Raw genomic sequence first — 24,785 nt, 5'->3', positions numbered from 1 at the left:
TTAATTACCTGTAAGAGAAAGAGGAGGAATCATGTCAAAGAAGGCATTCCAAACAACGAAGGCTCCACAACCGGCGGGGCCGTATAGCCAAGTGGTCGAGGCAAACGGCTTCGTCTACACGGCCGGGTTCGGGCCCCAGGATGTCGCGAAAGGCAACGCGGTGCCAGGCACGGTGGCGGAGCAGACGCGACAGGTACTGCGGAACGTCCAGTCCGCTCTCGCCGAGGCGGGTCTCACGCTCGACGACTGCGTGAAGACGACGGTGCATCTGGCAGACCTCGTCGACTTCGCCGAATTCAACGAGGCGTACAAGGAGTTCTTCACCGAGCCGTACCCAGTGCGCACAACGGTCGGGTCGCAGCTCGCGAACATCCTCGTGGAGATCGACGTCGTCGCGGCCATCCCAGAGGGCAGGTAGGTTCATAAGCCGTCCGGGTCGCCGTGCGGTGCATGGCGGCCCGAACGTATGAAGGGCGGTTGCTGCCTGCTGGCAGCATCCGCCCTTCACGTTCACGTTTGTTCAGCGTTCGGCTGTTCAGCGTTCGGCAGTGACCATTGGGTCAGCGGGGCCGGTCGCGTCGCCCGTCGCGTCCTCCACAGGAAATCCGTTTCGTGCCCAGTACTCAAACCCGCCGATCATCTCGCGCACATCGAAACCGCGCTTGAGCAGGGCCAGCGCCGTGCGCGTCGCGCCGTTGCAGCCGGGGCCCCAACCATAGACGACGATCGTGCAATCCCGCGGAAGGTCGTCCAAGCCGCCGTCGCCGTCGAGCCGGTTCGACGGCAGGTGCAGCGCGCCGGTTACGTGACCGTTGTCCCAGGAGCGGGTCTTGCGCGTATCAACAATCGTCGCCGAACCGTCAGCCTGCGCCCCGGCTGCATCGACGACGTCGATCTCGTAGGCGAGCCGCGCTTCAACGAACGCGATCCGCCCCGTCCTGCTCATCCCCTCAATCCTTCAGCAGCTGAGCGAGAAGAGGCAACTGGGATTCGTCTTCGAGGGCTGAGCCGACGGCGACAACCCGTACACCGGCGTCGAGGAATTCACGCGCATTCGACGCGTCCATCCCGCCCGTCGCGACGAACTTCGCACCGGGGAACGGCCCGCGCATCGCTCCGAACCAACCGGTTCCGAGCAGCGAGGCCGGAAATGCCTTGAGCCACGTCAGCCCCTCGCGCATCGCGATCTGCACCTCGGTGGCTGTCGCGACGCCAGGCAGCGGGGGCAGTCCTGCTTCGGCCGACGCCCGGACGACGTCGAGGTCGAAGCCGGGGCTAACAGTGAACGCTGCCCCGGCGGCCGCAGCCTGCTCCACGTGTGCTGGCGTCACCACCGTTCCGGCGCCCACCCATTTGCCGCGGTGGCGGCCGGCGTCGGACACTAGACGAAGGGCTTCGATGTCTTCTGCCGACTGGATGGGGAGCTCCACGACGTCGATGCCGAGATCCCACGCCGCATTGGCAGTTGCAAGGCTTCGCTCCACTCCCATGCCACGCAGGATCGCCATAAGGGGCGCCCTGCCGAAGATCGCGTCGTATTCCGAGTTGCTGACCATATCAGCCTTTCTGTGCCTGTTGATTGGTGATGAAATCGCTTGTCGATGCGAGTACGAGACGTGCTTGGTTATGACCGGCGAGCAGCCGTTCGGAGGCGTCGACATCCTCGAGGGTGGCGGCCAAGTAACCGGCCGCGAATGCGTCTCCGGCACCGACTGCTTCGATGACCTCGGTGGGAATCGCCGGGACGAAGACCTGCTCGTCGCCGCGGAACTCGGTGGCCCCAATCCCGCCGTCTTTGACGACGAGGCGGTCAGGCTCGGGGATGAGAGCCCGCACGTCGCCGGCTGTCCGGCATCCCCAGAGCGTTTCGGCCTCGTCGAGCCCGACAAAGACGATATCGGCGAGGCGGGCGAGGGATCGAAGTGCAGGAGCCGCCGCACCCTCCGCCCACAATGCGGACCGGTGGTTCACGTCAAAACTCAGAATGGCGTCGCTCGCGGCGACACGGTCCTGCACCGCCTCAATGAGCGCGGCGCAACTGGGCGAGAGTGCCGGCGAGATACCGGACACGTGCACGATTTCCGCGTCCTCGAGCGGTACGTGCGCCACCGATGCCGGCCCCATGCGGGACGCAGCCGAACCGGCGCGATAGTAGAGTACCCCGTTTCCTGGATCCTTGAAATAGACACCGGTGGGCGCGTCATCATCCGATTCGACCCAACGGATGTCGACGCCGCGACCCGCAATGGTAGCGCGCAGGCGCTCGCCGAGAGCGTCATCACCGACGGCGCTGACCCAGGCCGCATGCACTCCGAGCCGGGCAAGGTGGGAGGCGACGTTGGATTCTGCGCCGCCGGCGTCGAGGTGAAAATCCGTCGCCGTGGCCAATGGTTCGGCCGATGCCGGAGTGACAAGCGCCATGGTCTCGCCGATCGTGATCACGCGGGGAACAGGTTCAAGGAGCATGAATCCACTATGCACATTGTGTGCGCTTCATGCAATCATCGTTGCATTTATTGCAACATAGCTATTCGCTTGCATCGTCCCGTCAGTCATGGTTACGTAGACTAAAATTCGCAACAGACTGTGCAACAACTGCACACATCCTTCTGGAGGTAGCGCCAATGACGGAATCGCTTCTGCTTGATGAGCTCGCGGAAGAACGCCTCTCATTACGAGACAAAGGGCTTCCGAGCCGCGCCTCCGGGCTGACCGTCCGCGAGTTCCTCGGCACCGAACCCCGCCTCGAGGAGTTCTGGACTCCGCTCGTCGTCCTCGATGCCGAGGCGATGACAAACAATCTGGACGTCATGGCAGAGTGGGCGCGCGAGCGCGGACTGGAACTCATGCCCCACGGCAAGACCACGATGGCGCCAGCGCTGTGGCAGAAGCAGCTCGACGCCGGCTGCCTCGGAATCACGCTCGCGACAATGGGACAAGTGCGCACGGCGCGGTCGTTCGGCCTGGACTCCGTCATGCTCGCGAACTCGGTGGTGGATGCGCGCTCCCTGCGCTACCTCGCGGGCGAGCTTGCCGACCCCGGGTTCCGATTCGTGTGCTGGGCCGACTCAGTAGCGACCCTCGAGGCCATGGAACGCGCGCTTCGCGACGTCGAACTTCCGCACCCCATCGACGTGTGCGTCGAGCTCGGCGCTGAAGGTGGCCGAACCGGTGCACGTACTGTCGACGCGGCGATCGAAGTGGCACGCCGGGCGGCGGCATCCGACACGATCCGCCTTGCCGGGGTTGCGGGCTATGAGGGCAGCCTCGGTCACGACAGGTCGTCGCGCTCGCTCGACGCCATCCGGGGGTACTTGCAGAGTCAGCTCGAACTGCATCGGGCAATCTACGACCTCTATGACGACGGCGATGTCTTTGTCACGGCCGGTGGCAGCGCGTACTTCGACATCGTCGCTGAAGTGTACGCCGAAGCGATAGAAGACGACCCCCGTACGCACTGGACGTTGCGCTCCGGTGCCTACATCACGCACGACGACGGGTTCTACCGCGGCATTTCGCCGCTCGACGAAGCCGGAACGAACGTCCAAAGACCACTCCGGCCGGCGATGCACGGCATTGCACGGGTCGTCTCACACCCCGAGAGCAACCTTGCTCTGCTCGACGGCGGCAAACGCGACTTCCCGTTCGATGAGGGACTTCCGATCCCGCGGGCGGTCGCACCTGAGTTGGGGCGTACCTGGTCGCCTCTCAACGACGCTGGCGTCACAGCGATGAACGATCAGCACAGCTATCTGCGTATTGGCGAATCCGAAGTGTCCATCGGTCACGTTGTCGCGCTCGGTCTCTCTCATCCCTGTACGGTTTTCGACAAGTGGCGCTATCTGCCCGTCGTCGAATCCAGCCAGTCCGATCGAGTGATTGATCTCGTGCGGACGTACTTCTAACGGGCTGATACAGAGCTGGCAGAGTGAAGGAGCAAAGCATGCGCGTGGTGCTGCGTGGAGGAACCATCGTCGATGGCGACGGCGGGAGGTCTGCGGACGTCGTAGTGGAGGGCCGGGACATCGTCGAAGTCAGCGCGGATGCCGCCCGCCCGGGCGACCACGTCATCGACTGCGCTGGTCGCTATGTCATGCCGGGTTTCATCGACGCGCATTCGCACGCCGACGGGCTATTGACCGACGACGATGTGCAGCGTGCGTTGCTACGCCAGGGCGTGACGAGCGTTATCGCCGGCCAGGACGGCGTCTCCTACGCCCCCGGCGACGGTGCATATGCGTCGGAGTACTTTGCCGCGATCAACGGAGCGCATCCGGGTTACAGCGGCGGCGGCGTCGCGGGGTACCTGGCCGCCGTCGACGGTGCTTCCCGCCTCAACGCCGCTTATTTAATTCCGGCCGGCACCGTTCGCTGGGAGATATGTGGCCGATCGACAGCGCCGGCGGACACCGCCGAAAGCTCCGCAATGGCCGACCTCGTGGAAACAGGCATGAGTGAAGGAGCCGTCGGCCTGTCGACCGGCCTCGACTACGTTCCCGGCATCTTCGCGAACACCGAGGAAATCTCCGCCCTATGCTTGCCCGTGGCGCGCGCTGGGGGTGTCTATGTCAGTCATATGCGCGGCGGCTACGAAGCCAACTCGGCCGAGGGCATCGATGAGATCGCGGCAATTGCGGCAGCATCCGGAATACGTGTCCACGTGTCGCACTTCCATGCGGAGGCCGACATCGTGCTCGGTCAGCTCAACGCTCTCGAGCATGGGGGCGCTGACGTCAGCTTCGACGCCTACCCGTACACCCGCGGCTGCACACTGCTCGCGATGCCGCTTCTGCCTCCTGAGCTGTCGGCCCGGCCGGTGGATGAGGTGGTTCACATGATCTCCGATCCGACCGAACGGAAGCGTTTGCGCCGGGACTGGTTCCCGGAGGTCGACCGCAAGGCGAGCCTTGGCCCGGAGTGGCCGGACATGATCACACTTGGGCACGTCGCAGCGCCCGGATTCGGTTGGGCACACGGTCTCACCGTAAGGGAGGCTGCCGAGCGCGCCGGCACCGACGCGATCGACTTTGCCCTCGACATTCTCGCCGCCGCACGGCTCCAGGTGAACGCGGTCATGGCCGTCCGGTACGATCGGCCTGTCGCAGAACTCGCACGCATCTTCGCCCATCCTGGCCACATCGGTGGATCCGACGGCATCTTCATCGGTGCTCATCCCCACCCGCGGGCCCGCGGCACCTTCGCCCGCTATCTGCGCGAGTACGTGCGCGAGACACCCACCTGGTCGTGGCCGGAGGCCGCCTCGCACCTGTCCGCGATGCCCGCACAGCGCTTCCGCCTGGGCAGGCGCGGCCGTATCGCCCCAGGCTGGATCGCCGACCTCATCGTCGTCGACCCGGCGGAGGTCACTGACACCGCAACGTATATGTCGCCGCTGGGCGAGGCCGTTGGCATTGATGACGTTCTCGTCGCTGGCGTGCCCGTGCTCGTTGGCGGAGAACTACAGCCAGAGTTGCCTGGCCGGGGGCTGCGGCGCGAGCCGGTGAAGGGATAGCGAATGTCGCAAAGCGTGAAGCGGGCGGCCCGCATCATGGATGCCATAGCGGCCGAGCCGAAAACTGTCGCGCAACTGGCCGAGGAGTTCGGGCTCCACCGTTCGACGATGTTCCGGGAACTGCAGTCGCTCGAAGAGGTTGGCTATGCCCGCCGTCGTAAAAATGGCACCTACGCCCTTGGCTTCCACCTCGCCGCCCTCGCACAGAGCTCATTGCAAAGCATCGACGTGCGTGAGGTCGCGTCCGGTCCCTTGCGCCGTCTGCATAAGGTCGTGGGAAACACCGTGCACCTCGCGGCCCTGGTGGAAACTTCCATCATCTATGTCGACAAGGTCGAAGACGCGAGCGGTGTGCGTATGTACTCGCGGATCGGCGCACCCGTGCAGCCTCACTGCAGCGGCGTCGGCAAGGCGATCCTCGCAAACCTGGACATCACCCGGCGCGATGCAGTACTCGCCTTGACGGACTGGAAAAAGTACACCAACAACACGATTACCACGCGCGCAGAACTCGACGTGGAGCTGGCGGCGATCGCCAAGCAGGGGTGGGCGGCAGACGACGGAGAGTTCGAGGACTTCGTGAACTGCGTCGCCGTGCCGATCATGAGCTCAGGTGACGTGGTCGGAGCATTGTCGGTGACCGCCATTCGTATGGTGCAAGACCTTGAGACTCTTAAGGCCCGCCTCCCGCTCATGCAGCAAACGGCCACCCAGATCGCGCGCCAGCTCGGTTAGTCGGCGTATGGGGGGTATGCGCACGCGTCTATTCGACGGTGAGCTCGCCCATCCGGCCCCAGCCTTCGGCGTCGATCTTCTCGCTGATGATCTGCGGCGTTTCCACCAAGGCTTGAGGCATGTCCTTCATGGCCTGGGCGAAGTGCTCGCTGTTGACGTGGTCCCCGGCGGCATCCTCCTGGAACGCCTCGACGAGTACGAACTCGTTGGGGTTGTCCACGCTGCGCGACCAGTCGAAGAAGAGGTTTCCGGGCTCCTTGCGGGTCGTCTCGGTGAAGGAACGGGTGAGGTCGATCCAGCGGTCGGACCAATCGGGCTTGACGTTGAATTTCACGACGATGAAGATCATGGGTTCGGCGCCTTTCAGCACTGGGACGGGAAGTGTTGGTGACAGCAGTCTTTCGCTGCCCGCCCCTCAGGTCAAAGGGTCGTTCTCGCTTGGTGAGAACCGGAGGCACCGGACAGGGCCGCACGCGTCTACGCTGAGAGTGTCCCGACAGACGATGAGGGAGAAACATGCTCAGTGCGCTCCGCGCCGCGGTGGCCGATCCAGACCGGATCAAGACGCGTGCCATCGACCTGCACGCCCTTGCCCACGACGCTTCGCATTTCCTGCTGATTCCGCAGGCGGTGGCCATTCCTTTCGACGCGGACGAGGTCGGACGGATCCTGCAGGTGGCCGCCGCGCAGGGCCTTCCGCTGACGTTGCGTTCGGCTGGAACCAGCCTGAGCGGGCAGGCCGTGACCGACGGCCTGCTGGTGGACGTGCGGAAACACTTCAAGAAGATTGACGTGCTCGACGACGGCGCGCGGGTGAGGGTGCAGCCGGGCGTCACCGTCCGGATCCTCAACGCCCGGTTGGCGCGGTACGGGCGGAAGTTTGGACCTGATCCGGCGAGCGAGACGGCCTGTACGGTGGGCGGCGTCGTCGCGAATAACTCGTCCGGGATGCATTGCGGCACGGTGGATAACGCGTATCAGACGATCGATTCGATGACGGTGGTGCTGCCGTCCGGAACGGTCCTCGACACCGGCGCGACGGATGCGGATGCCAGGCTGCGGGAACTGGAACCGGCCCTGTATGAGGGCCTGCTGGAACTTTCGAACAGGCTGCGGTCCAACCCGGCTTCGGCGGAGACGGTGCGGCGGCTGTTTTCCCGGAAGAACACCATGGGTTATGGCCTGAACGCGCTGTTGGACTTCGACCGTGCGGTGGACATGCTGGCGCATCTGATGATTGGCAGCGAAGGGACGTTGGGATTCGTGGCCGAAGCGGTTTTCCGTACGGTCCCGAAGCTCCCGCACACGGCCACCGGTCTGCTGGTTTTCGACAACCTCGACGCTGCCACGGCCGCCCTGCCGGCACTGGTCGAGACCGGTGCGGCGACGCTGGAATTGATGGATGCCGTGTCGCTGAAGGTGGGCCAGTCGCTTCCCGGGGCACCCGCCGTCGTCCATGGGTTGGAGGTGGGGGACCATGCCGCGCTGCTGGTCGAATACTCCGCGGACACCCCCGAAGCGCTTGCGGAATTGCAGGAAAAAGGACTCCAAACCGCGGCCGCTCTGGAGCTGAGTGTGCCTGCGGAATTCGGGACGGACCCGGCCGTTCGAGCGGCGTTGTGGCATCTGCGCAAGGGGCTGTACGCGTCGGTGTCCGGCGCCCGGCCGCAGGGTACGACGGCGCTGCTTGAGGACATCGTGGTTCCGGTTCCGGCGCTCGGCCGCACCTGCAAGGAGCTGACCCGGCTGTTCGAAAAGTATGGGTATCGGAACAGCGTGATTTTCGGCCACGCCAAGGATGGCAATATCCATTTCATGCTGACCGACCGCTTCGCGACGCCCGAGGAACTGGACCGCTACAGCGCCTTCACGAAGGACATGGTGGAGTTGGTGCTCGGCGAGGGCGGTTCGTTGAAGGCCGAGCACGGCACCGGACGGGTGATGGCGCCGTACGTGCGCCGGCAGTACGGCGACGAACTTTACGACATCATGCGCGAGGTGAAGCGGCTCTTCGACCCGGCCGGAATGCTCAACCCGGGCGTGATCCTCGACGACGATCCGCAGGCCCATTTGCGCCACATCAAAACCGCTCCGGCCGTGGCCGAGGAGGTGGACCGCTGCGTCTCCTGCGGCTATTGCGAACCGGTCTGCCCCAGCAAGGACATCACGCTCACGCCGCGGCAACGGATCGTCACCCTGCGCGCCATTGAACAGGCACGGCTCGACGGCGATACAGCCCTGGTTGCCGAGCTGCAGAAGGACTACGACTACGAATCGGTCCAGACCTGCGCCGCGGACGGGATGTGCCAGACGGCCTGCCCTGTCGACATCAACACCGGCGACTTGGTGAAGCGGCTGCGCGGCGAAGCGAACGGGCGGGTCAAGAACACGATCGGGAACGCGGCCGCGAAGAACTGGAGCACCGTCACCCGCGGAGCCGCTGTGGCGCTCGACGCCGTCGCAAAGCTGCCTGCCGGCGTCGTTCTCGCCAGCGTCGTTATTACGCCGAACAAACTGGCGCGCGGCGTGCTCGGTGCGGACAACATTCCGTTGTACTCCCCCGAACTTCCCACCGGCGGGACCTCGCGCAGGAAGGGTGGCGAGCAAGTTGGTGACGGGCGCAGCCTTCCTCCAGCGGAGGCCGTCTACTTCCCCGCCTGCGTGGGAACGATGTTCGGAGCGGCTGGAGAAGGCAATCGTGGAGTGCAGTACAGCTTCGAGCAGCTCTGCGAACGGGCCGGAATCACGTTGAAGGTGCCGGACGGGATCGACGCTCTCTGCTGCGGCACGCCGTGGTCATCCAAGGGTCTGACCGACGGCCAGGAAACCATGCGCCACAAGACGATCGCTGCCCTGCGCGAAGCCACCGGTGACGGCGAACTTCCCATCATTTGCGATGCGACCTCCTGTACGGAAGGTTTGTTGGGTGCCATTGCGGCGGACGTTCCTGTGCGCGGCCAACGCCCACTCGCCGTCGTCGATGCCGTTCAGTTCGCCGCCGACCATATCCTGCCGAAACTTGCGGAGGAGCTGGCGAAACTGGATTCACTCGCCCTTCACCCGACCTGTTCCTCCACCCGGCTGGGCCTGAACGATGCCCTCGCGTCAGTCGCGGGTGCGGTGGCTGAACGAGTCGTGGTGCCGGAGAACTGGGGATGCTGCGCCTTCGCCGGCGACCGCGGCATGCTGCATCCCGAACTCACCGCATCGGCAACCGACCGGCAGGGCGCCGAAATCATCGCCCTGGATGCCTCCGCCCACGCGTCCTGCAACCGCACCTGCGAACTGGGCATGACGCGGGCTACGGGTGAAAACTACCAACACGTGCTCGAGTTGCTGGAGGAACGAACCCGCAGTTTGACCCAATAGGCTGGTGCCATGAAGTCGCCCATCGAGAGTTACCTGCGGACCCTCCACGCGGAAATTTCGCAGCTCAGGCACGGTGAACCCTACAGCGCCACTCCGGGACGTTCCGACGCCGATCCGAACAACTTCGGAATCTGCCTGGCCACCGTGGATGGCTACGTCTACGAGGTCGGTGATACCCGTAAGAAGTTCACGCTGCAGTCGGTGTCGAAACCGTTCACGTATGGGCTCGCCCTGTCCGATTGGGGCACCGATGTGGTCGACGAGAAGGTGGATGTGGAGCCGTCCGGCGATTCGTTCAACGAGATCTCGCTCGGCCACGGCACCGGCCGTCCCGCTAACGCGATGATCAATGCGGGTGCCTTGGCCGCGACGGGATTGATCAAGGGCTCCGGCGGCCGGTCCGCCATCAAACGCATCATCAACACCTACTCGGACTTCGCCGGGCGGAAGCTTGCAGCCAGCGAGAAGATCTTCCAGGGTGAAATGCGCAACAGCGACCGGAACCACGCGCTTGCCTACCTGCTGAGTTCGTTCAACATCATCGAGGACGACCCCACCTCCGTGCTCGAGAACTACCTGCGCCAGTGCTCCGTGCAGGTCACCTGCCGCGACTTGTCCATCATGGCCGCGACGCTCGCCAACGCAGGCCAGAACCCGCTGACCGGCAAGCAAGCGCTGGAGATTGGTCCGGTGGAGCGGGTGCTGTCGGTGATGATGACGTCGGGAATGTACGACGACGCCGGCGCCTGGGTCAGCGACGTTGGCATGCCTGCCAAATCAGGAGTCGGCGGCGGGACCATCGCGGTACTGCCCGGCCAGGTCGGCGTGGCCGTCTTCTCGCCGCCGCTGGACGAACACGGCGCGAGCGTGCGCGGCCTGGCCACCTGCCAACGGCTCTCGCACGACATGGAGATGCACTTCGTCCGCTCGGCACGCGCGGGAAAGTCCGCGATCCGCGCGAGCTACGACATCACCGAGACGCCGTCGGGCGTGCGCCGCAACGAGGAAGCGGCGGCGATCCTGAGCGAGCACGGCCACCGGGCCCGGGTGATCGAGCTGAACGGCGACCTGCTCTTTGCCGGCGCCGAATCGATGGTGCGGGAAATCAGCTCGCTGGAGGCCGACGTCGAACTTGTCCTGCTTGACCTGCGCCGGGTGGACGAGGTCGGCGGGGTGGCCATGCGGATGCTGGCCAGGCTGGAGGAAGGCCTTTCCGACGAAGGCCGGGAGCTGGTGCTGATCGACGGCGAAGGTTCGCTGTCCGCCACCTTTCAGGACGCGGCCCGGGCGGTGCCGACGTTCGAAACGCGCAGGGCCGCCGTCGAATTCGCTGAAAACCGGCTGATCACAAAATTCGGCGACGAACAGAGCCTGCCGGATGCGGTCCCGGTGACGGATTCGCCGGCGTTGAGCACGCTGACGCCTGCGGATGCGGAGGCGCTGGCGGCCTGGATGGAACCAAAAATGTACGACGACGGCGATATCGTACGCCGCGTGGGGCAGCGGTTCGGTGGCGTTTTCTTCATCATTTCCGGCCGGATCAGCACCATCACGACAGGTCCCGAAGGTCAGCGCGTCAAACTGACGACCCTCAGCGCGGGCATGACTTTCGGCGAACTGGCGCTGGGCAGCGAGGACCGGCAGGAGACGACGGAAAAGGCCGAAGGCGCGGTGAAACTCATGGTGCTCAGCGCTGAGGCGATCGAGCAGCTGGAGGAGGAAGACCCGCGGTTGGCGGTTCAGCTGTGGCGGGCGCTCACCCGCGACGCGTACACCCGGGTGGACCAATACCTTCGGGAGACGGCGGTCCGGATCCGGGACTGAGGCCAGCCGGGCAAGCCAGCACGGAAGCACGCACCCGTCTGGCTGCGAGCGCCGCAGCTGGCCCGGCTCAGAGCTCCGGTTCTACAACGCCCCTCGCGACAGCCAGATCCTGCCACGACATACCGACGCCTTTGAACACATTCGGCCGATCATCGGCCCGGGTGACCGCACCGGTGACCACATCGCGGACGGAGACCAGCGCGTCCCGGCCGAGGACGCCGTCGTCAATTGCCATCACAACGTCACCGGCCTCCCGCAGCGCCGCTCCGATGTCCTCGACCACAACCAGAGACCGGCCCATCAGCGCGGAGTCCAGTTCACGGCGGTCGGTTTCATGCGATCCCATCGCGACGACGCAGGCACCATCCTTCACCACGGAACCATCGAACAGTGGCTCGGCCGCCGACGTGGCACAAACAATAATGTCCGCCTCGGCTGCCTCCGCCGCCGTTCCCGGGCCCGCGGGCAGTCCCCAGGACCGGGCTTCGACGACGACGGCGTCCACCTTGGCGGGGTTACGGCCGACGACGGATATGTGCTTGAGGGAGCGGATGTCGGCGAATGCCTGAATGTGGGCGAGCGCCTGCGGGCCGGTTCCGAACACAACCAGATGTTCCGCCTCAGGGGGTGCCAAGGCGTCCGCGGCCACGGCCGACATCGCCGGCGTCCGCAGGGTCGTAAGGACGGAGCCCTGCAGGATCGCTTGCGTGGTCAGGGTCTGCGCATCCATCAGCAGGTACGTGGCCTGAATCCGAGGCAGGCCACGCGCCGGGTTGTCCGTCGAGACGGAGGCGATCTTGATCCCCGGCCCAATCGCCCAGAACGGACGGCATCAACAGCAGGTGGCCGGCACCGGCAGGGCTGTTGATCCGGTCCGGATCCGATGCCGGATCGAAATCGCTTTGGAGCACCTGCTGGATAAGACGGCGTGCCCGTCCGGGGCTGATCCTGGTCGTGATGTCGGCTGCGCTGAACCACGGCGGATCCGTTTCGGTTCTCATGTTGGTCCTCCTTTTCCTCCCTTTTATTATGAGGAGGGAATGCGCGGGTACATTCGAGGGTTATCCTTCTCTGTCGGCCTCTTCAGCAATTCCACCCTGCAGCACTCCCCTCAGTACCTTAGATTTTTGATAGGACACATCCGTGACAGAACACAGCCCTGCCGAAACGACGACGTCGGCAGCGGCGCGCGCCGATGTTGGCAGCACGGCAGAGGCGCCTGACCGCTCGGGTGGTGCGCCTGACCACTCGGGTGGCGCACCCGGTCACTCAGGTGGTGCACCTGACCACTCCGGCCGGAACAAGCTGGTCATCCGGTTGCTGCTGGGAGCGGCGTTCGTCGTCATCCTGAACGAGACCATTATGAGCGTCGCCATCCGCGAATTGATGATCGACCTCAATATCACCGCCCGCGCGGCCCAGTGGTTGACGACGGCGTTCATGTTGACCATGGCGGTGGTCATTCCGATTACTGGATTCTTGCTGCAGCGGTTTAATACGAGGCCGGTTTTCATCGCCGCGATGAGCCTGTTCTGCACCGGGACGCTGATTGCCGCCGTCGCTCCCGGGTTTGAAGTGCTGCTGCTGGGACGGATTGTCCAGGCGTCCGGAACGGCGATCATGATGCCGCTGCTGATGACGACTTTGATGACACTGGTGCCGTCGAACGAGCGCGGCAAGACCATGGGCAACGTCTCCATCGTGATCTCCGTGGCGCCCGCCATTGGCCCGACCATTTCCGGCGTTATCCTGAGCACGCTGTCGTGGCGGTGGATGTTCCTGATCGTGCTGCCGATTGCCGTGACCATGCTGATCATCGGTTACCGCCGGGTCGAAAACGTCACCGAGCCGAGGAAAATACCGATCGACGTCCTCTCGGTTGTGCTCTCGGCCTTCGGCTTCGGCGGACTCCTATATGGCCTCAGCCAGGTCGGCGCGGACAGCGGATCGGCCGAGTCGTCGGCGCCGATGTGGATCGCCCTGGTCGTGGGTGCCGTCTCGTTGGCGTCTTTCCTCCTGCGCCAGCGGTTGCTGCAGCGCGCCAACCGGGCGTTGCTGGACCTGCGCACCTTCCGTTCGCCGATCTTCAGGGTGGCGGTCGCGATGATGGTGATCATGATGTCGTCTCTGTTCGGCACGATCATCCTCTTGCCGATCTACATGCAGCAGGTGCTGGGATTCCCACCGGTCCAGATCGGTCTGATGCTGCTGCCTGGTGGACTCATCATGGGCCTGCTCGCACCCTTCGTCGGCAGGCTCTACGACCGCTTCGGCCCACGCGTGCTGGTGCTGCCGGGAACGATCCTGGTGAGCACGGTGCTGTGGGTGTTGAGCACCGTCACCGTCAACACCACTGCCCCGCAACTGGTGGCCGCGCACATGACGTTGAGCGTCGGTCTGGCGCTGCTCTTCACGCCGTTGTTCTCCGCCAGTCTCGGCTCGCTCCCCCGCAACTTGTATTCGCACGGCAGCGCCATCGTGGGCACCACCCAGCAGGTTTCGGCCGCCATCGGCACCGCCTTGTTCATCACGGTGATGTCGATCGGGGCCGCAAATCTGGGCGCCGCCGGTGCTGCGGAAAGAATCGCCGTCGCCGGTGGCGTGCGGGCGGCGTTCATGACCGGGGCGATCATCTCGCTGGTCGCCATCGTCGCCGCGTTCTTCATCCGTAAACCCACCGATGTCATCGGGGACTACGACGACGACAGGCAGCCAGTCGCCGTCGAACCCTGACCGGGCTGGACTGACGAACACGAACCCTTTACGCGAAAGCAGTACAAGCCGACGCTGCGGATGAAGGTCCAGTTCGTCAGTGGTGGATTTGAATCCGGAAAAAGTTCGCGCAGACCTATTGACGACCCTCCCGACCAGGAGTAACTTGTAATCAACCAATCGGTTTATAAAGAGAAACGTTGATTAGAGCCATGAACACCAGCGACGACGACCTCCTCGACAGGGCTTTCCTTGCCCTCGCCGATCCGGCCCGCCGCCGCATCATCGCCCGGCTCAGCCGTGGTCCGGCGACAGTCAACGAACTGGCGGAACCCTTCGCGATCAGTAAGCAAGCGGTCTCGAAGCACATCCAGGTTCTCGAGCAGGCGCATTTGGTCACGCGGACACGCGATGCCCAGCGCCGGCCCGTGCACCTGGACCCCGCACGGTTGGAGGCGCTCACCGCCTGGATCGACCGCTACAGGTTGGTCCGCGAGGAGCAGTTCCGCAGCCTCGATGCCGTGCTTAGCGAACAGGCCGCTTCACGTGGCCCGCAGACAAAGGATCCATCATGAGCAACGCTCTGAAACTCACTGTTCCGGAAAATCTCCCCTTCATCGATTACGAGCGCGAAGTCGACTTCCCCGTTGAGGATGTCTTCCGCGCCCACAAGGAACCCGAGCTCATCAAGCAATGGCTCGGACCGCGGGGCATGAAGATGGAGATCGACCACTACGATTTCCGCACCGGCGGCAGCTACCGCTACATCCACACCGGCCCCGACGGCGTTCCCTACACCTTCACCGGCATCTTCCACACGGTCCGGGAGAACGAGTTCGCCATCCAGACCTTCGAGTTCGGCGGCTATCCGGACGTGGTCAGCCTCGAATTCATGACGTTCGAGGATCTCGGCAACGGACGCACCCTTCTCCGCGGACATTCGGTCTATCCAACCCAGGAGGCACGCGATGGCATGGCGGCTTCCGGCATGGAGGGCGGCATGACCGAGGGCTACGAACGGCTGGATGAATTGCTCTCCAGTCAGCGTGTGGCATAGAAGTACGACGGCGGCGCGCCCCAGTGCGCGCCGCCCCAACCTGACCGCGGGATACAAACGTCGAAGAATTGCTGACATAGGAAGGAACCCAGGCATGGACTGGACGCTGGAGGTGGTATTGCTCCCGGTAAGTAATATCGACCGCGCTATCGAGTTCTACCGGGACAAGCTCGGCTTCGACCTGGACCACCACACGGTTAATGAGCAGATGGATATTGCCCAGCTGACTCCGCGAGGTTCCGGCTGCTCGATCGTCATTGGAACCCTGCCAGCACAGCAGGAGATGGAGCCGGGTTCGATGCGGGGTCTGCAACTGGTGGTCGCCGATGCCTATGCCGCACGGGAGGAACTGCTCGGCCGGGGTGTTGACGCTGGCGAGGTCGTTGTCATCGACGAGCGCGATGGCGGCACGTTGTTCGGTTTCAGCGACCCGGACGGCAACACCTGGACCGTGCAACAGATGAAAGTACGGGAAGACAAGCCGCTTATCCCCCGGCAGTGACCAGACCGCTTTCAGACAGCAGAGCCGCAGCTGGACCAGGTCCGGCTGCGGCTCTCAGCGTCCGAAGTGTTGTGAATCAGCGTTCGTTAATCCATGCGCCTCGATCGGAGAAGAACGAGAAAATCGGCTCGTAGAGCATTACGTATGTGCCGGACTGTGCACCTTTGCTGTCGAAGCAAACGTCACCGCTCGCGGTTCCGCCCGGTGCGATCTGCCCAGCGCTGAGAATGTTGTCGCTGCCCATAAAGCCGACGTCAAGGATCGTCCCGCCCGGCTCTTGCATCTTCCAATCGAAGCCATTGAAGTCGATGGTTTCGTCCGAGGTATTCGTCAATGACACTGTCGAGCACAGGGTTGGCCCGGCAAGCTCCGGATTAGCGCCTTCGGTCAGGGCAGGAGACGTGACCGTGACGTCACCCAACTTGAGTTCGTCCCCGGCTTTACCGACGACGTCACTTTCCTGTGCGCCTGGGAAAGCCGGCTCTGCCTCTTTTTCAGCAGCTGCTTCATCGCCTGCTGCGTCTTTGCCTGCTGAGGCCTCGTCGGCGGGCGTCCCCTCATTGGCGGGTGCCTCAACGGCCTGCTCGGCATTCAACGACTTATCCATGGCCTCGACTCCAGCGCCGAGTGCCGCTGTCCAAATGGCGGCGACGATGACGGAGAGGACGCCCAGAATGACTCCGGTAATTGCCGTGCCCTTCTTGCGGTTCTTCAGGAAGAGTCCGATGACGCCGAGAATGACAGCGACCGGCCCCAGAAAGAAGGAGACCATGCCCAGCAGCGGGATCAGGGCCACAACTATTGCGACGATACCGACAACGAGGGCAGCGACTCCCACGCCGTTGCCACGCGGAGCCGCCGGCTGCGGCGGATAACCGTACCCTGCGTCCGGGTTCGGAGCAGGATGATATTGATGATTCGACATGATCTCCCCTTGAGATGCGAGTGATGTTGGCCCCGTTCCCCAGGGGCCAGTGAGACAACGTCAGCCCCACATAAGCGACACTATGGTCTGCCTCCGACATTTTTTACGACCGCACGTAGCGGCTATGAAATGAGGGGGTGTGGGCAGGATAATTGCCGAACATAACTATATACGAAGTCGGTGCTTGAAACAACAAGCTTTGCGCCTTCCTGCCCATGTGGCAGGCCGAAGCCGCGGCTATTGCCGCAATTGAGGTCAGGAACTAGGCTCATGTGATGAAGAATACGCGAACCCGGTCGTTTATTGCCGGAATGTTGGCGGCCAACAGCGCACCCCACTTGGCAACTGCCGCTGCAGGGCGACGCCACCTGACGCCACTTGCGGGCAAGCAATCCGGTCCCGCGGTAAATGGGATCTGGTCCGCAATGAACATTGCCGTGGCCGTGCTTCTGCTGCGCACGGACCGCGGCAAAAAGATCCGCCGGTGGGATGATGATCTCCTCGCGTTCGGGAGCGGCTATCTGGTGATCGCCGCATGGATGTCCGGGTCCGAGCGTATGTTCTCGACGAACCACGGCTAGGGATCCCGTTCCCGTTCGGCCGGACAGGAAAATTCGCCATTTCGCGTTTTCGCGCGGCTAAACCTGCTGTTGTCCTGCCCTGCCGATAAACCCCTCGGCGAAGAGAACGTGTTCACCTTGGTACCTGGTTCAGCCTTGGTAATGGCAGGAGGCGGAACCTGATTCCGCGGCCGACTAGTGCCAGTTCTGCATCGCTATCGGATAGGCGGTCTGCGGCTGTTGTCAACGAACTACGGCCAGGCACGGTCGGTTCCCGCTCGGTGTCGCCGTCCCACCCGTTCGGCCGGGGAGTAACTTTTGCCCAATTTCGCGTTTTTGTGCAGCAGAAAGCCTCGTTGTACTCCCGGGACGAACAGCTTCGTCAAGTCCCATGACGCTGACTTGCTGAAACGACTCGAAAACGCCTGACTAAGGATCAGCGGTGGTGCGTGTCGCGGTCCTGGGTCCCGACGGCAGCCCAGCCGCGCCGGACCGGCGAACTCGATGTCGCGGTCTTGTCCCTGGAACGGTAGACGATGTAGGGACGGAAAAAGTAGTGCAGCGGTGCGGTGAAGGCATGAACCAGCCGGGTGAATGGCCAGACGATGAACAACAGCATGCCGACCAGTGTGTGCAGGTGGAAGGACAGCGGCGCTGCCGCCATCGAGGCGATTTCGGGCTGGAAAACGAACAGTGAACGGAACCAGGGAGAAACTGTTTCCCGGTAGTCATGTCCGTGTCCGCCAAGGAAAACACTGGCCAGAGTCGTCCAGATTCCAAAGACGATTGCAGCGACCAGGACGACGTACATCATCTTGTCGTTCCGCGTTGTTGCCATGAATACGGGGCCGGTTTTGCGGCGCCGGTAGATCAGGATGACTATTCCGCCGAGCGTTCCCAGCCCGGCGATACTGCCGACGAACAGCGCGTTGAAATGGTAAAAGTCCTGGCTCATTCCGACGGCTTCAGTCCAGGACTTGGGGATCACCAGACCGAAGAAGTGGCCGGCTAGGACGGCGAGGATGCCGAAGTGGAAGATCGGCGAACCGTAGCGCAGCAGCCTCGATTCGTAGAGCTGGGATGAGCGGGTGGTCCAGCCGAACTGGTCGTACCGGTACCGCCAGATCAGGCCGCCGACCAGGACGACCATCATGACGTAGGGCAGGACTCCCCAGAGCAGTATGTCCATGATTAAGCTCCCTGCAAAGGCAACAAACGCGGATCATAGGGGTCGAGGCCAACCGATTCGGTCGGCGGACCGTAGCCGGCCATCGCTTGGACGGCGCTGCGGTCAGCCGGTGATGTACCAGGCCAGGTGTCGCAGACGGCCCGGACGACGCCGGCATGGGACAACTTCGCATCCATCAGTGCCAGCCTCAGCAGTTCAACACTGGGCCGGAACTTCAGCAGCAGCTCCCGTCCGGCCGCCAGATCGACGGTCGCTGCGAACTCAAGCACCATCGGCAGGTAGTCCGGAAGTTCGCCATGGGTATCGACGAGAATGTCGCATTGGCGGTACACCTGCTTGAATTCAACCAGCACCTCTCCCCTGCGCCGGGTGTCGCCGTCGGTCCAGTAGGACAGGTGCAACGCATGCCGGCGGCTCAGGTCGAACTCCTGAACGTAGCTGGCCTGCACGGCCGCCAACTCCGTATTCTCCAGTTCCTGCAATACGGGTTCGAAGGGTTCACCTGCATCATGTTCCGCCAGTGCGTCGCGGATCAACGGAATCCGTCCGAGCAGTTCCTCATCCGGATAGGACAGGCACCACGCTGCTGCCAGATAGGTAATCCGGTCGGCGGGCTTTCCCGCAGAGCCGGTCTGCTTCCCTGCAGAGCCGGCCTCCTTCCCCGCAGAACCTGTGCGTTTCCCCGCAGTGCCCTTGACGGATTTATCACGTCCCCAGGCTTGCTTGAAGCTCATCTCCGGCCTCCGGATTGGTTGTCCTCCGGGTCACCGCTGGAACCTGATGCGCTGGCACTTGGCCCGGCAGCATCCGGACTGGGACCGGCATGGCCGCCGCCGTGTGCTGGTGAATCGATACTCATTACCGGATCGTCGGTGGGTTCTTCCGGGAACAGGCCCGCCGGCACACCGTTGCCGTCCCAGTTCAACAGGTTCACCCGGCCGCGGAGGCTTTCCCCTCCGGCGGGTTCATCCGAGGTCTGCCGCTGCTTTAGGGCATTGAAGGTGTCCACTGCCACCGGCGTCGGGCTGCCGCTGGCTTCTCCAAACGGCGAATCCTGCATACCGGGTCCGCCGTCGAAGTCGAGCGAGCAACCCATTTCCTCCAGATCGTGCGCCTGCTCCATATGTGCCTTGGGGATGACGTAGCGTTCCTCGTACTTGGCGATCGCCATCAGACGGTACATTTCGTACATGGTTTCGCCGTCCATCCCGACGGATTCCGGGATGGAGTCATCCGGATCCCCGCCCAGGCTGATGCCGCGCATGAAAGACCGCATGGCCGCGAGTTTCTTCAGGACGCCGGTGACCATGTCCGAGTCGCCTGCGGTGAAGAGTTCGGCGAGATACTCGACCGGGATGCGCAGTTCCTCGATGGCACCGAAGAGGTTCGAGTGGTCTTCGGCGTCGTGGCCCTGGTCCCGGAGCAAATCGACGATTGGTGACAGCGGCGGAACGTACCAGACCATCGGCATCGTCCGGTACTCCGGGTGCAGTGGCAATGCGATTTTGTAGACTTTCGCCATCGCGTAGACCGGCGAGCGCTGGGCGGCGTCGATCCAGTCGTCCGGAATGTCTTGTTCCCGGGCGGCGGCGACGACGGCGGGATCGTTGGGATCCAGCAGCACATCCAGTTGGGCTTCGTAGAGGTCCTTGTCGTCCTTGACGGAGGCCGCCTCGGTGACCTTATCGGCGTCGTACAAAAACAGCCCGAGGTACCGGAGCCGGCCGACGCAGGTTTCGGAGCAGATGGTTGGCAGGCCCATTTCCACCCGCGGGTAGCAGAACGTGCACTTCTCCGCCTTGCCGGTTTTGTGGTTGAAGTACATTTTTTTGTAGGGACAGCCGGTGATGCATTGGCGCCAGCCGCGGCAGCGGTCCTGGTCGACCAGAACGATGCCGTCTTCGACGCGTTTGTAGATGGCTCCGGAGGGGCAGGACGCCATGCAGGATGGGTTGAGGCAGTGTTCGCAGATCCGCGGCAGGTAGAACATGAAGGTCTGCTCGAACTCGAACTTGATCTTGTCTTCGGATTCCTGCCGCACCTTCTCCACTATGGGATCCAGGTGACCCATCTCGGTGGTGCCGCCGAGGTCGTCATCCCAGTTCGCGGACCAGGTGATTTTGGTGTCCTTGCCGGTGATCAGGGACTTCGGCTTCGCCACCGGGAAGTCGTCACCCAGGGGCGCGTCGACCAGGGTCTTATAGTCGTAGGTCCAGGGTTCGTAGTAGTCCTTCAGCTCGGGCTGGACCGGGCTGGCGAAGATGCCGAGCATTTTCCGGGCGCGCCCGCCTGCCTTGAGTTTGAGGCGGCCGCGTTTGTTCAGTTCCCAGCCGCCTTTCCATTTCTCCTGGTCCTCATAGCGGCGCGGGTAGCCCTGGCCCGGCCGGGTTTCGACGTTGTTGAACCAGACGTACTCGGTGCCGGCCCGGTTGGTCCACGCCTGCTTGCACGTGACCGAACAGGTGTGGCAGCCGATGCATTTGTCCAGGTTCATCACCATGCCCATTTGGGCCATAACACGCATCAGTACTGAACCTCCTGTGAGCGGCGGCGGGCCCTGGTGACCATGTCGCGCTGATTTCCGGTGGGTCCCAGGTAATTGAAGGCGTAGGCCAGCTGCGCGTAGCCGCCGATCATGTGCGTCGGCTTGACCAGCAGCCGGGTCACCGAGTTGTGAATGCCGCCGCGCCGGCCGGTCGCTTCGGACTTCGGCACATCGATGGTGCGTTCCTGCGCGTGGTAGACGAAGACGACGCCGTCGGGCATCCGGTGGCTGACGATCGCCCTGCCGACCAGCACACCATTGGTGTTGACGCATTCGACCCAGTCGTTGTCGGCCACGTGGATGGAGGCAGCGTCGGCCGGGCTCATCCACACGGTTGGTCCGCCGCGGGAGAGTGACAGCATCAGCAGGTTGTCCTGGTACTCGGAGTGGATTGACCATTTCGAGTGCGGCGTCAGGTAGCGGACGGTGATTTCCTTCGAACCGTCCGCCCCGAGTTTGGGTTCCCCGAAGAGCCGGTGCATATCGAGTGGCGGCCGGTAGATCGGGAGTGATTCGCCGACGTCGCGCATCCAGTCATGGTCCAGGAAGAAGTGCATCCGTCCGGTCAGGGTGTGCCAAGGCTTGAGCCGTTCCACGTTGACGGTGAAGGGCGCATACCGCCGGCCACCGGTTTCCGAGCCGGACCATTCCGGCGAGGTAATAACGGGAACCGGGCCGGCCTGGGTCTGTGGGAAAGTGATCCGCTTTTCCTCGGAGCCTTCGGCCAGGTCCGCCAGCTTCACACCGGTGCGTACTTCCAGGTCCTTGAAGCCCTGCACAGCGAGTTGTCCGTTGGTGGTGCCGGAGAAACTCAGGATGGCTTCGGCGAACTTGGAGTCGGTGTCTATCGCCGGACGGCCGTCACCGGCACCGCCAAGCATGACCCCGTTGGTGTGGCCGAGCCGGTCGACTTCTTTGCCCAATTTGTAGGTGATGTTCTTGACCGTGAAACCGAGTTTTTCCGCCAGCGGCCCGACAGTGGCGAGTTTGTCCGCAATGGTGGTGTAGTCCCGTTCGACCACCTGGAATATGGGCATATTCCGGCCGGGAACACCGGGAATATCCTCCTGCCTCCAGTCGCGGACGATCCCTCCGGGCTGGGCAACCTGCCCCTTGGTGTCGTGCTGCAGCGGCACGCTGACCAGGTCCTTCCGGACGCCAAGGTGGGTTTTGGCCTGCCGGGAGAACTCCTTAGCCAGCAGGTGGAAGGTCTCGAAGTCGGTCTTCGACTGCCACGGTGGATCGATCGCCGGGCTGAAGGCGTGCACAAAAGGGTGCATGTCGGTCGAGGACAGGTCGTGCTTTTCGTACCAGGTGGCAGCAGGGAAGACGATGTCGGACAGCAGGGTGCTTGAGGTCATCCGGAAGTCGGCGGTGACGAGCAGATCGAGCTTGCCTTCGGGCGCGTCCTTGTGCCACTTCACGTCTTTGGGCATCATCCCCTCGACATGGTCCTCACCCATCACATTGTTATGCGTGCCCAGCAGGTTCCGCAGGAAGTACTCGTTACCCTTGGCCGAGGAACCAAAGAGATTGGACCGCCACAACATCAGCGTCCGCGGCCAGTTCTCCGGTGCGTCGACGTCCTCAATGGCTGGGTTGAGCCGGCGGTTCTTCAGTTGATCGGCAATGTACGACGACGGGTCCGCCGCCTTGCCGTCGTCGACTGCGCCTTGGGCCTCATCCGCCAGGTCGAGCGGGTTCTTGTCGAACTGCGGATAGAACGGCATCCAGCCGAGCCGGTTGGACTGGGCCATCGCGTCGGCGGTATGCATGCCGTCGAGGCTGCCGGAGGACAAGGGAGATTTGAGGGCGTCGGCGGAGTAGCCGTCCTGCCGCCACTGGTCGGTGTGCATGTACCAGTAACCGGTGCCGATCATGGTCCGAGGCGGCCGGCTCCAGTCCAGCGCGTTGGCCAACGAGATCCAGCCGGTGATCGGGCGGCACTTCTCCTGTCCGACGTAGTGCGCCCAGCCGCCGCCGTTGCGGCCCATACAGCCGGTCAACATCAGCAGCGACAGCACCGCCCGGTAAGTGGCGTCGCCATGGAACCACTGGCAGATTCCGGCGCCCATGATGATCATGGAACGGCCGTTGGATTGCTCGGCGTTCTGCGCGAACTGACGTGCGACTCGGATGCACGCCTTGGCCGGGACGCTGGTGATTTGCTCCTGCCATGCGGGAGTGTAGGGAGTGTCGACGTCGTCGTACCCGCTTGCCCACTCCCCCGGCAGCCCGGGCCGGCCAACGCCATACTGCGCGAGCATCACGTCGAAGACCGTCGTCACCAAATGGCCATCAACCTCGCGGACGGGGACGCCCCGCCGCTGGATCGTGCCTTCACCGGCGGGGTCGTCAAAGGCCGGAAGCAGGATTTCCGCCGTTTCCGTACTGCCGGTGTCTATCATCGACAGGGCCGGATCGGCTGCACCGAGATCCAGATTCCACTTTCCGATTCCGCTGTCGTTGTAGCGGTACCCCATGGATCCGTTCGGTACGACGGCGCGGCCGGTCTTCTGGTCGAACAGCACCGTCTTGAAGGCGTCGTCCTCGCTGCCGGGCTCCGATTCCATGTCGGCGGAAGTGAGGAACTTCGACGGAACCAGTCCGCCGTCGGGATGGCGTTCCAGCCGGAGCAGGAATGGCAGGTCGGTGAACTTGCGGACGTAGTCCGTAAAAAAAGGAACCCTTCGGTCTACGAAGAATTCCTTCAACATCACATGGCCCATGCCCATTGCCAGCGCGGCGTCCGTTCCGGCCTGCGCCGGCAGCCATTCATCCGCGAACTTGGTGTTGTCCGCATAGTCCGGGCTGACCGCAACCACTTTCGTCCCCTTGTACCGGACCTCGGTCATCCAGTGCGCGTCGGGGGTCCTGGTGATCGGTACGTTCGAGCCCCACATCATCAGGAAGGTCGAGTCCCACCAGTCGCCGGATTCCGGCACATCGGTCTGGTCCCCGAACACCTGCGGACTGGCCACCGGAAGATCGGCGTACCAGTCATAGAAGGACGTCATCACGCCGCCGAGAAGCTGGATGAAACGGTTACCCACCCCGTGCGAGACCATCGACATGGCCGGAATCGGCGAAAATCCCGCCACCCGGTCCGGCCCGTGCGTCTTGATGGTGTGCACGTGTGCGGCCGCGGCGATCTCGATGGATTCCTGCCAGGAGATGCGGATCAGCCCGCCCTTGCCGCGCGCCTGCTGGTACCGCCGTCGTCGTTCCGGATCCCCGACAATATCCGCCCAAGCCAACACCGGATCCTTCAGGCGTGCCTTCGCCTCGCGGTACATCTCGATCAACACAGCCCTGCCGTATGGATAGCGGACCCGTGTCGGCGAGTAGGTGTACCAGGAGAACGCCGCGCCGCGGGGGCAACCGCGGGGCTCGTACTCCGGGCTGTCCGGACCGACCGAGGGGTAGTCCGTCTGCTGCGACTCCCAGGTGATGATGCCGTCCTTGACGTACACCTTCCACGAGCAGGAGCCTGTGCAGTTCACGCCGTGGGTGGAGCGGACCACCTTGTCGTGGCTCCAGCGGTCGCGGTAGAAGATATCGCCCTTGCGGCCACCTTCGCGGAAAACCGCCCGGCCGTCGTCGCTCTCATCCCACCGGGTGAAGAACCGGCCGAACTTCAACATTGCATCTGACGCCGGTCCATCAAGCCCGGCGGCGAATGGAGCTGCCATAAGCCCAACATAGGCCAGTAATAAATTAAGGGCCAGAGATAATCCTCGAAACCGAATTAGTCAACGGAAACATATGCTAATCCAGATCAATTAACCGGCTTTCACTTTGAAACTCCGGGACTCGCCCGGGACATTTTCGGCGGGAGAGCCTACATTGGAAGGG

Annotated in this window: 21 protein-coding genes; 11 read left to right on the top strand and 10 right to left on the bottom strand. The window is 63.4% G+C overall.

All coding sequences use genetic code 11. The features are described from left to right. Positions 1–31: 31 nt before the first annotated feature. A complete protein-coding gene (locus ACX80B_RS07310) occupies positions 32–418 on the top strand; it encodes a RidA family protein (RefSeq protein ID WP_459294596.1) in 387 nt (128 codons plus the stop codon). 117 nt (positions 419–535) lie between these two features. Here ACX80B_RS07310 and ACX80B_RS07305 read toward each other — a convergent pair whose 3' ends face one another. From ACX80B_RS07305 to ACX80B_RS07295, 3 genes are read right to left on the bottom strand one after another with little or no spacing between them, the layout of a single operon-like run. Then, a complete protein-coding gene (locus ACX80B_RS07305) occupies positions 536–946 on the bottom strand; it encodes a rhodanese-like domain-containing protein (protein WP_459294594.1) in 411 nt (136 codons plus the stop codon). Between the two features lie 4 nt (positions 947–950). After that, the gene (locus tag ACX80B_RS07300; protein WP_459294592.1) at positions 951–1,556 is read right to left on the bottom strand and encodes a bifunctional 4-hydroxy-2-oxoglutarate aldolase/2-dehydro-3-deoxy-phosphogluconate aldolase; all 606 of its coding nucleotides are present in this window, start codon (positions 1,554–1,556) and stop codon (positions 951–953) included. A 1-nt stretch (position 1,557) separates the two neighbouring features. Beyond that, positions 1,558–2,466: a sugar kinase gene (locus ACX80B_RS07295; protein WP_459294590.1), complete on the bottom strand. Its 909-nt coding sequence runs from the start codon at positions 2,464–2,466 to the stop codon at positions 1,558–1,560. Positions 2,467–2,624: 158 nt separating this feature from the next. On the opposite strand from ACX80B_RS07295, the gene ACX80B_RS07290 reads away from it, so the two are divergent. From ACX80B_RS07290 to ACX80B_RS07280, 3 genes are read left to right on the top strand one after another with little or no spacing between them, the layout of a single operon-like run. Then, positions 2,625–3,905: a type III PLP-dependent enzyme domain-containing protein gene (locus ACX80B_RS07290; protein WP_459294588.1), complete on the top strand. Its 1,281-nt coding sequence runs from the start codon at positions 2,625–2,627 to the stop codon at positions 3,903–3,905. Positions 3,906–3,943: 38 nt separating this feature from the next. Next, positions 3,944–5,512 (top strand): N-acyl-D-amino-acid deacylase family protein, encoded by a 1,569-nt coding sequence (locus ACX80B_RS07285; RefSeq protein ID WP_459294586.1) that lies wholly within the window; start codon positions 3,944–3,946, stop codon positions 5,510–5,512. A 3-nt stretch (positions 5,513–5,515) separates the two neighbouring features. After that, entirely contained in the window at positions 5,516–6,247 is a 732-nt protein-coding gene (locus tag ACX80B_RS07280; protein WP_459294584.1) for an IclR family transcriptional regulator, read from the top strand. Positions 6,248–6,275: 28 nt separating this feature from the next. On the opposite strand, the gene ACX80B_RS07275 is transcribed toward ACX80B_RS07280, so the two are convergent. After that, positions 6,276–6,596 (bottom strand): putative quinol monooxygenase, encoded by a 321-nt coding sequence (locus ACX80B_RS07275; RefSeq protein WP_026535811.1) that lies wholly within the window; start codon positions 6,594–6,596, stop codon positions 6,276–6,278. Between the two features lie 167 nt (positions 6,597–6,763). Here ACX80B_RS07275 and ACX80B_RS07270 point away from each other — a divergent pair, with 167 nt between their 5' ends. Then, positions 6,764–9,616: an FAD-binding and (Fe-S)-binding domain-containing protein gene (locus tag ACX80B_RS07270; protein WP_459294582.1), complete on the top strand. Its 2,853-nt coding sequence runs from the start codon at positions 6,764–6,766 to the stop codon at positions 9,614–9,616. A gap of 9 nt (positions 9,617–9,625) precedes the next feature. Beyond that, entirely contained in the window at positions 9,626–11,440 is a 1,815-nt protein-coding gene (gene glsA, locus ACX80B_RS07265; RefSeq protein WP_459294580.1) for a glutaminase A, read from the top strand. A 67-nt stretch (positions 11,441–11,507) separates the two neighbouring features. Here the strand turns inward: glsA and ACX80B_RS07260 are convergent, their stop codons facing one another. Then, positions 11,508–12,191, bottom strand: coding sequence for an ornithine cyclodeaminase family protein (locus ACX80B_RS07260; RefSeq protein WP_459294960.1), 684 nt, complete (start codon positions 12,189–12,191; stop codon positions 11,508–11,510). A 392-nt stretch (positions 12,192–12,583) separates the two neighbouring features. Between ACX80B_RS07260 and ACX80B_RS07255 the strand changes: the two genes are divergently transcribed. From ACX80B_RS07255 to ACX80B_RS07240, 4 genes are all read left to right on the top strand, one after another. Then, positions 12,584–14,173, top strand: coding sequence for an MDR family MFS transporter (locus ACX80B_RS07255; protein ID WP_459294578.1), 1,590 nt, complete (start codon positions 12,584–12,586; stop codon positions 14,171–14,173). A gap of 191 nt (positions 14,174–14,364) precedes the next feature. Then, entirely contained in the window at positions 14,365–14,727 is a 363-nt protein-coding gene (locus ACX80B_RS07250) for an ArsR/SmtB family transcription factor (protein ID WP_459294576.1), read from the top strand. Next, positions 14,724–15,209 carry an SRPBCC family protein gene (locus tag ACX80B_RS07245; protein WP_459294574.1) on the top strand — a complete coding sequence of 162 codons (486 nt, stop codon included), beginning with the start codon at positions 14,724–14,726 and terminating at the stop codon, positions 15,207–15,209. The genes ACX80B_RS07250 and ACX80B_RS07245 overlap by 4 nt, the downstream gene beginning before the upstream one ends. Positions 15,210–15,303: 94 nt before the next feature. Further along, positions 15,304–15,711, top strand: coding sequence for a VOC family protein (locus tag ACX80B_RS07240; RefSeq protein ID WP_459294572.1), 408 nt, complete (start codon positions 15,304–15,306; stop codon positions 15,709–15,711). A gap of 76 nt (positions 15,712–15,787) precedes the next feature. Here ACX80B_RS07240 and ACX80B_RS07235 read toward each other — a convergent pair whose 3' ends face one another. Continuing rightward, positions 15,788–16,636, bottom strand: a complete 849-nt coding sequence (locus ACX80B_RS07235) for a DUF4352 domain-containing protein (protein ID WP_459294570.1) — start codon at positions 16,634–16,636, stop codon at positions 15,788–15,790. A gap of 275 nt (positions 16,637–16,911) precedes the next feature. Here ACX80B_RS07235 and ACX80B_RS07230 point away from each other — a divergent pair, with 275 nt between their 5' ends. Further along, complete coding sequence (locus ACX80B_RS07230; protein WP_459294568.1) at positions 16,912–17,217, top strand: hypothetical protein; 306 nt, start codon at positions 16,912–16,914, stop codon at positions 17,215–17,217. A gap of 415 nt (positions 17,218–17,632) precedes the next feature. On the opposite strand, the gene narI is transcribed toward ACX80B_RS07230, so the two are convergent. Genes narI through ACX80B_RS07210 form a run of 4 tightly spaced genes read right to left on the bottom strand, consistent with a single transcriptional unit; the run spans position 17,633 to position 24,622 of the window. After that, a complete protein-coding gene (gene narI / locus ACX80B_RS07225; RefSeq protein ID WP_459294566.1) occupies positions 17,633–18,385 on the bottom strand; it encodes a respiratory nitrate reductase subunit gamma in 753 nt (250 codons plus the stop codon). Positions 18,386–18,387: 2 nt separating this feature from the next. After that, a complete protein-coding gene (gene narJ / locus ACX80B_RS07220; RefSeq protein WP_459294564.1) occupies positions 18,388–19,119 on the bottom strand; it encodes a nitrate reductase molybdenum cofactor assembly chaperone in 732 nt (243 codons plus the stop codon). Then, on the bottom strand, positions 19,116–20,909 hold the full coding sequence (narH, locus tag ACX80B_RS07215) for a nitrate reductase subunit beta (RefSeq protein WP_459294562.1): 1,794 nt from the start codon (positions 20,907–20,909) through the stop codon (positions 19,116–19,118). The genes narJ and narH overlap by 4 nt, the downstream gene beginning before the upstream one ends. Next, complete coding sequence (locus ACX80B_RS07210) at positions 20,909–24,622, bottom strand: nitrate reductase subunit alpha (protein WP_459294560.1); 3,714 nt, start codon at positions 24,620–24,622, stop codon at positions 20,909–20,911. The genes narH and ACX80B_RS07210 overlap by 1 nt, the downstream gene beginning before the upstream one ends. Positions 24,623–24,785 lie beyond the last annotated feature (163 nt).

The sequence above is a fragment of the Arthrobacter monumenti genome, from assembly GCF_054511255.1.
The sequence above is the reverse complement of the archived record's forward strand: the minus strand, read 5'-3'. Positions and strand labels throughout refer to the sequence as shown.

Bases quoted from the DNA above. Each gene is read 5' to 3' on its own strand.
- ACX80B_RS07310 (WP_459294596.1), top strand. From the start codon at position 32: ATGTCAAAGAAGGCATTCCAAACAACGAAGGCTCCACAACCGGCGGGG.
- ACX80B_RS07305 (WP_459294594.1), bottom strand. From the start codon at position 946: ATGAGCAGGACGGGGCGGATCGCGTTCGTTGAAGCGCGGCTCGCCTAC.
- ACX80B_RS07300 (WP_459294592.1), bottom strand. From the start codon at position 1,556: ATGGTCAGCAACTCGGAATACGACGCGATCTTCGGCAGGGCGCCCCTT.
- ACX80B_RS07295 (WP_459294590.1), bottom strand. From the start codon at position 2,466: ATGCTCCTTGAACCTGTTCCCCGCGTGATCACGATCGGCGAGACCATG.
- ACX80B_RS07290 (WP_459294588.1), top strand. From the start codon at position 2,625: ATGACGGAATCGCTTCTGCTTGATGAGCTCGCGGAAGAACGCCTCTCA.
- ACX80B_RS07285 (WP_459294586.1), top strand. From the start codon at position 3,944: ATGCGCGTGGTGCTGCGTGGAGGAACCATCGTCGATGGCGACGGCGGG.
- ACX80B_RS07280 (WP_459294584.1), top strand. From the start codon at position 5,516: ATGTCGCAAAGCGTGAAGCGGGCGGCCCGCATCATGGATGCCATAGCG.
- ACX80B_RS07275 (WP_026535811.1), bottom strand. From the start codon at position 6,596: ATGATCTTCATCGTCGTGAAATTCAACGTCAAGCCCGATTGGTCCGAC.
- ACX80B_RS07270 (WP_459294582.1), top strand. From the start codon at position 6,764: ATGCTCAGTGCGCTCCGCGCCGCGGTGGCCGATCCAGACCGGATCAAG.
- glsA (WP_459294580.1), top strand. From the start codon at position 9,626: ATGAAGTCGCCCATCGAGAGTTACCTGCGGACCCTCCACGCGGAAATT.
- ACX80B_RS07250 (WP_459294576.1), top strand. From the start codon at position 14,365: ATGAACACCAGCGACGACGACCTCCTCGACAGGGCTTTCCTTGCCCTC.
- ACX80B_RS07245 (WP_459294574.1), top strand. From the start codon at position 14,724: ATGAGCAACGCTCTGAAACTCACTGTTCCGGAAAATCTCCCCTTCATC.
- ACX80B_RS07240 (WP_459294572.1), top strand. From the start codon at position 15,304: ATGGACTGGACGCTGGAGGTGGTATTGCTCCCGGTAAGTAATATCGAC.
- ACX80B_RS07235 (WP_459294570.1), bottom strand. From the start codon at position 16,636: ATGTCGAATCATCAATATCATCCTGCTCCGAACCCGGACGCAGGGTAC.
- ACX80B_RS07230 (WP_459294568.1), top strand. From the start codon at position 16,912: ATGAAGAATACGCGAACCCGGTCGTTTATTGCCGGAATGTTGGCGGCC.
- narI (WP_459294566.1), bottom strand. From the start codon at position 18,385: ATGGACATACTGCTCTGGGGAGTCCTGCCCTACGTCATGATGGTCGTC.
- narJ (WP_459294564.1), bottom strand. From the start codon at position 19,119: ATGAGCTTCAAGCAAGCCTGGGGACGTGATAAATCCGTCAAGGGCACT.
- narH (WP_459294562.1), bottom strand. From the start codon at position 20,909: ATGCGTGTTATGGCCCAAATGGGCATGGTGATGAACCTGGACAAATGC.
- ACX80B_RS07210 (WP_459294560.1), bottom strand. From the start codon at position 24,622: ATGGCAGCTCCATTCGCCGCCGGGCTTGATGGACCGGCGTCAGATGCA.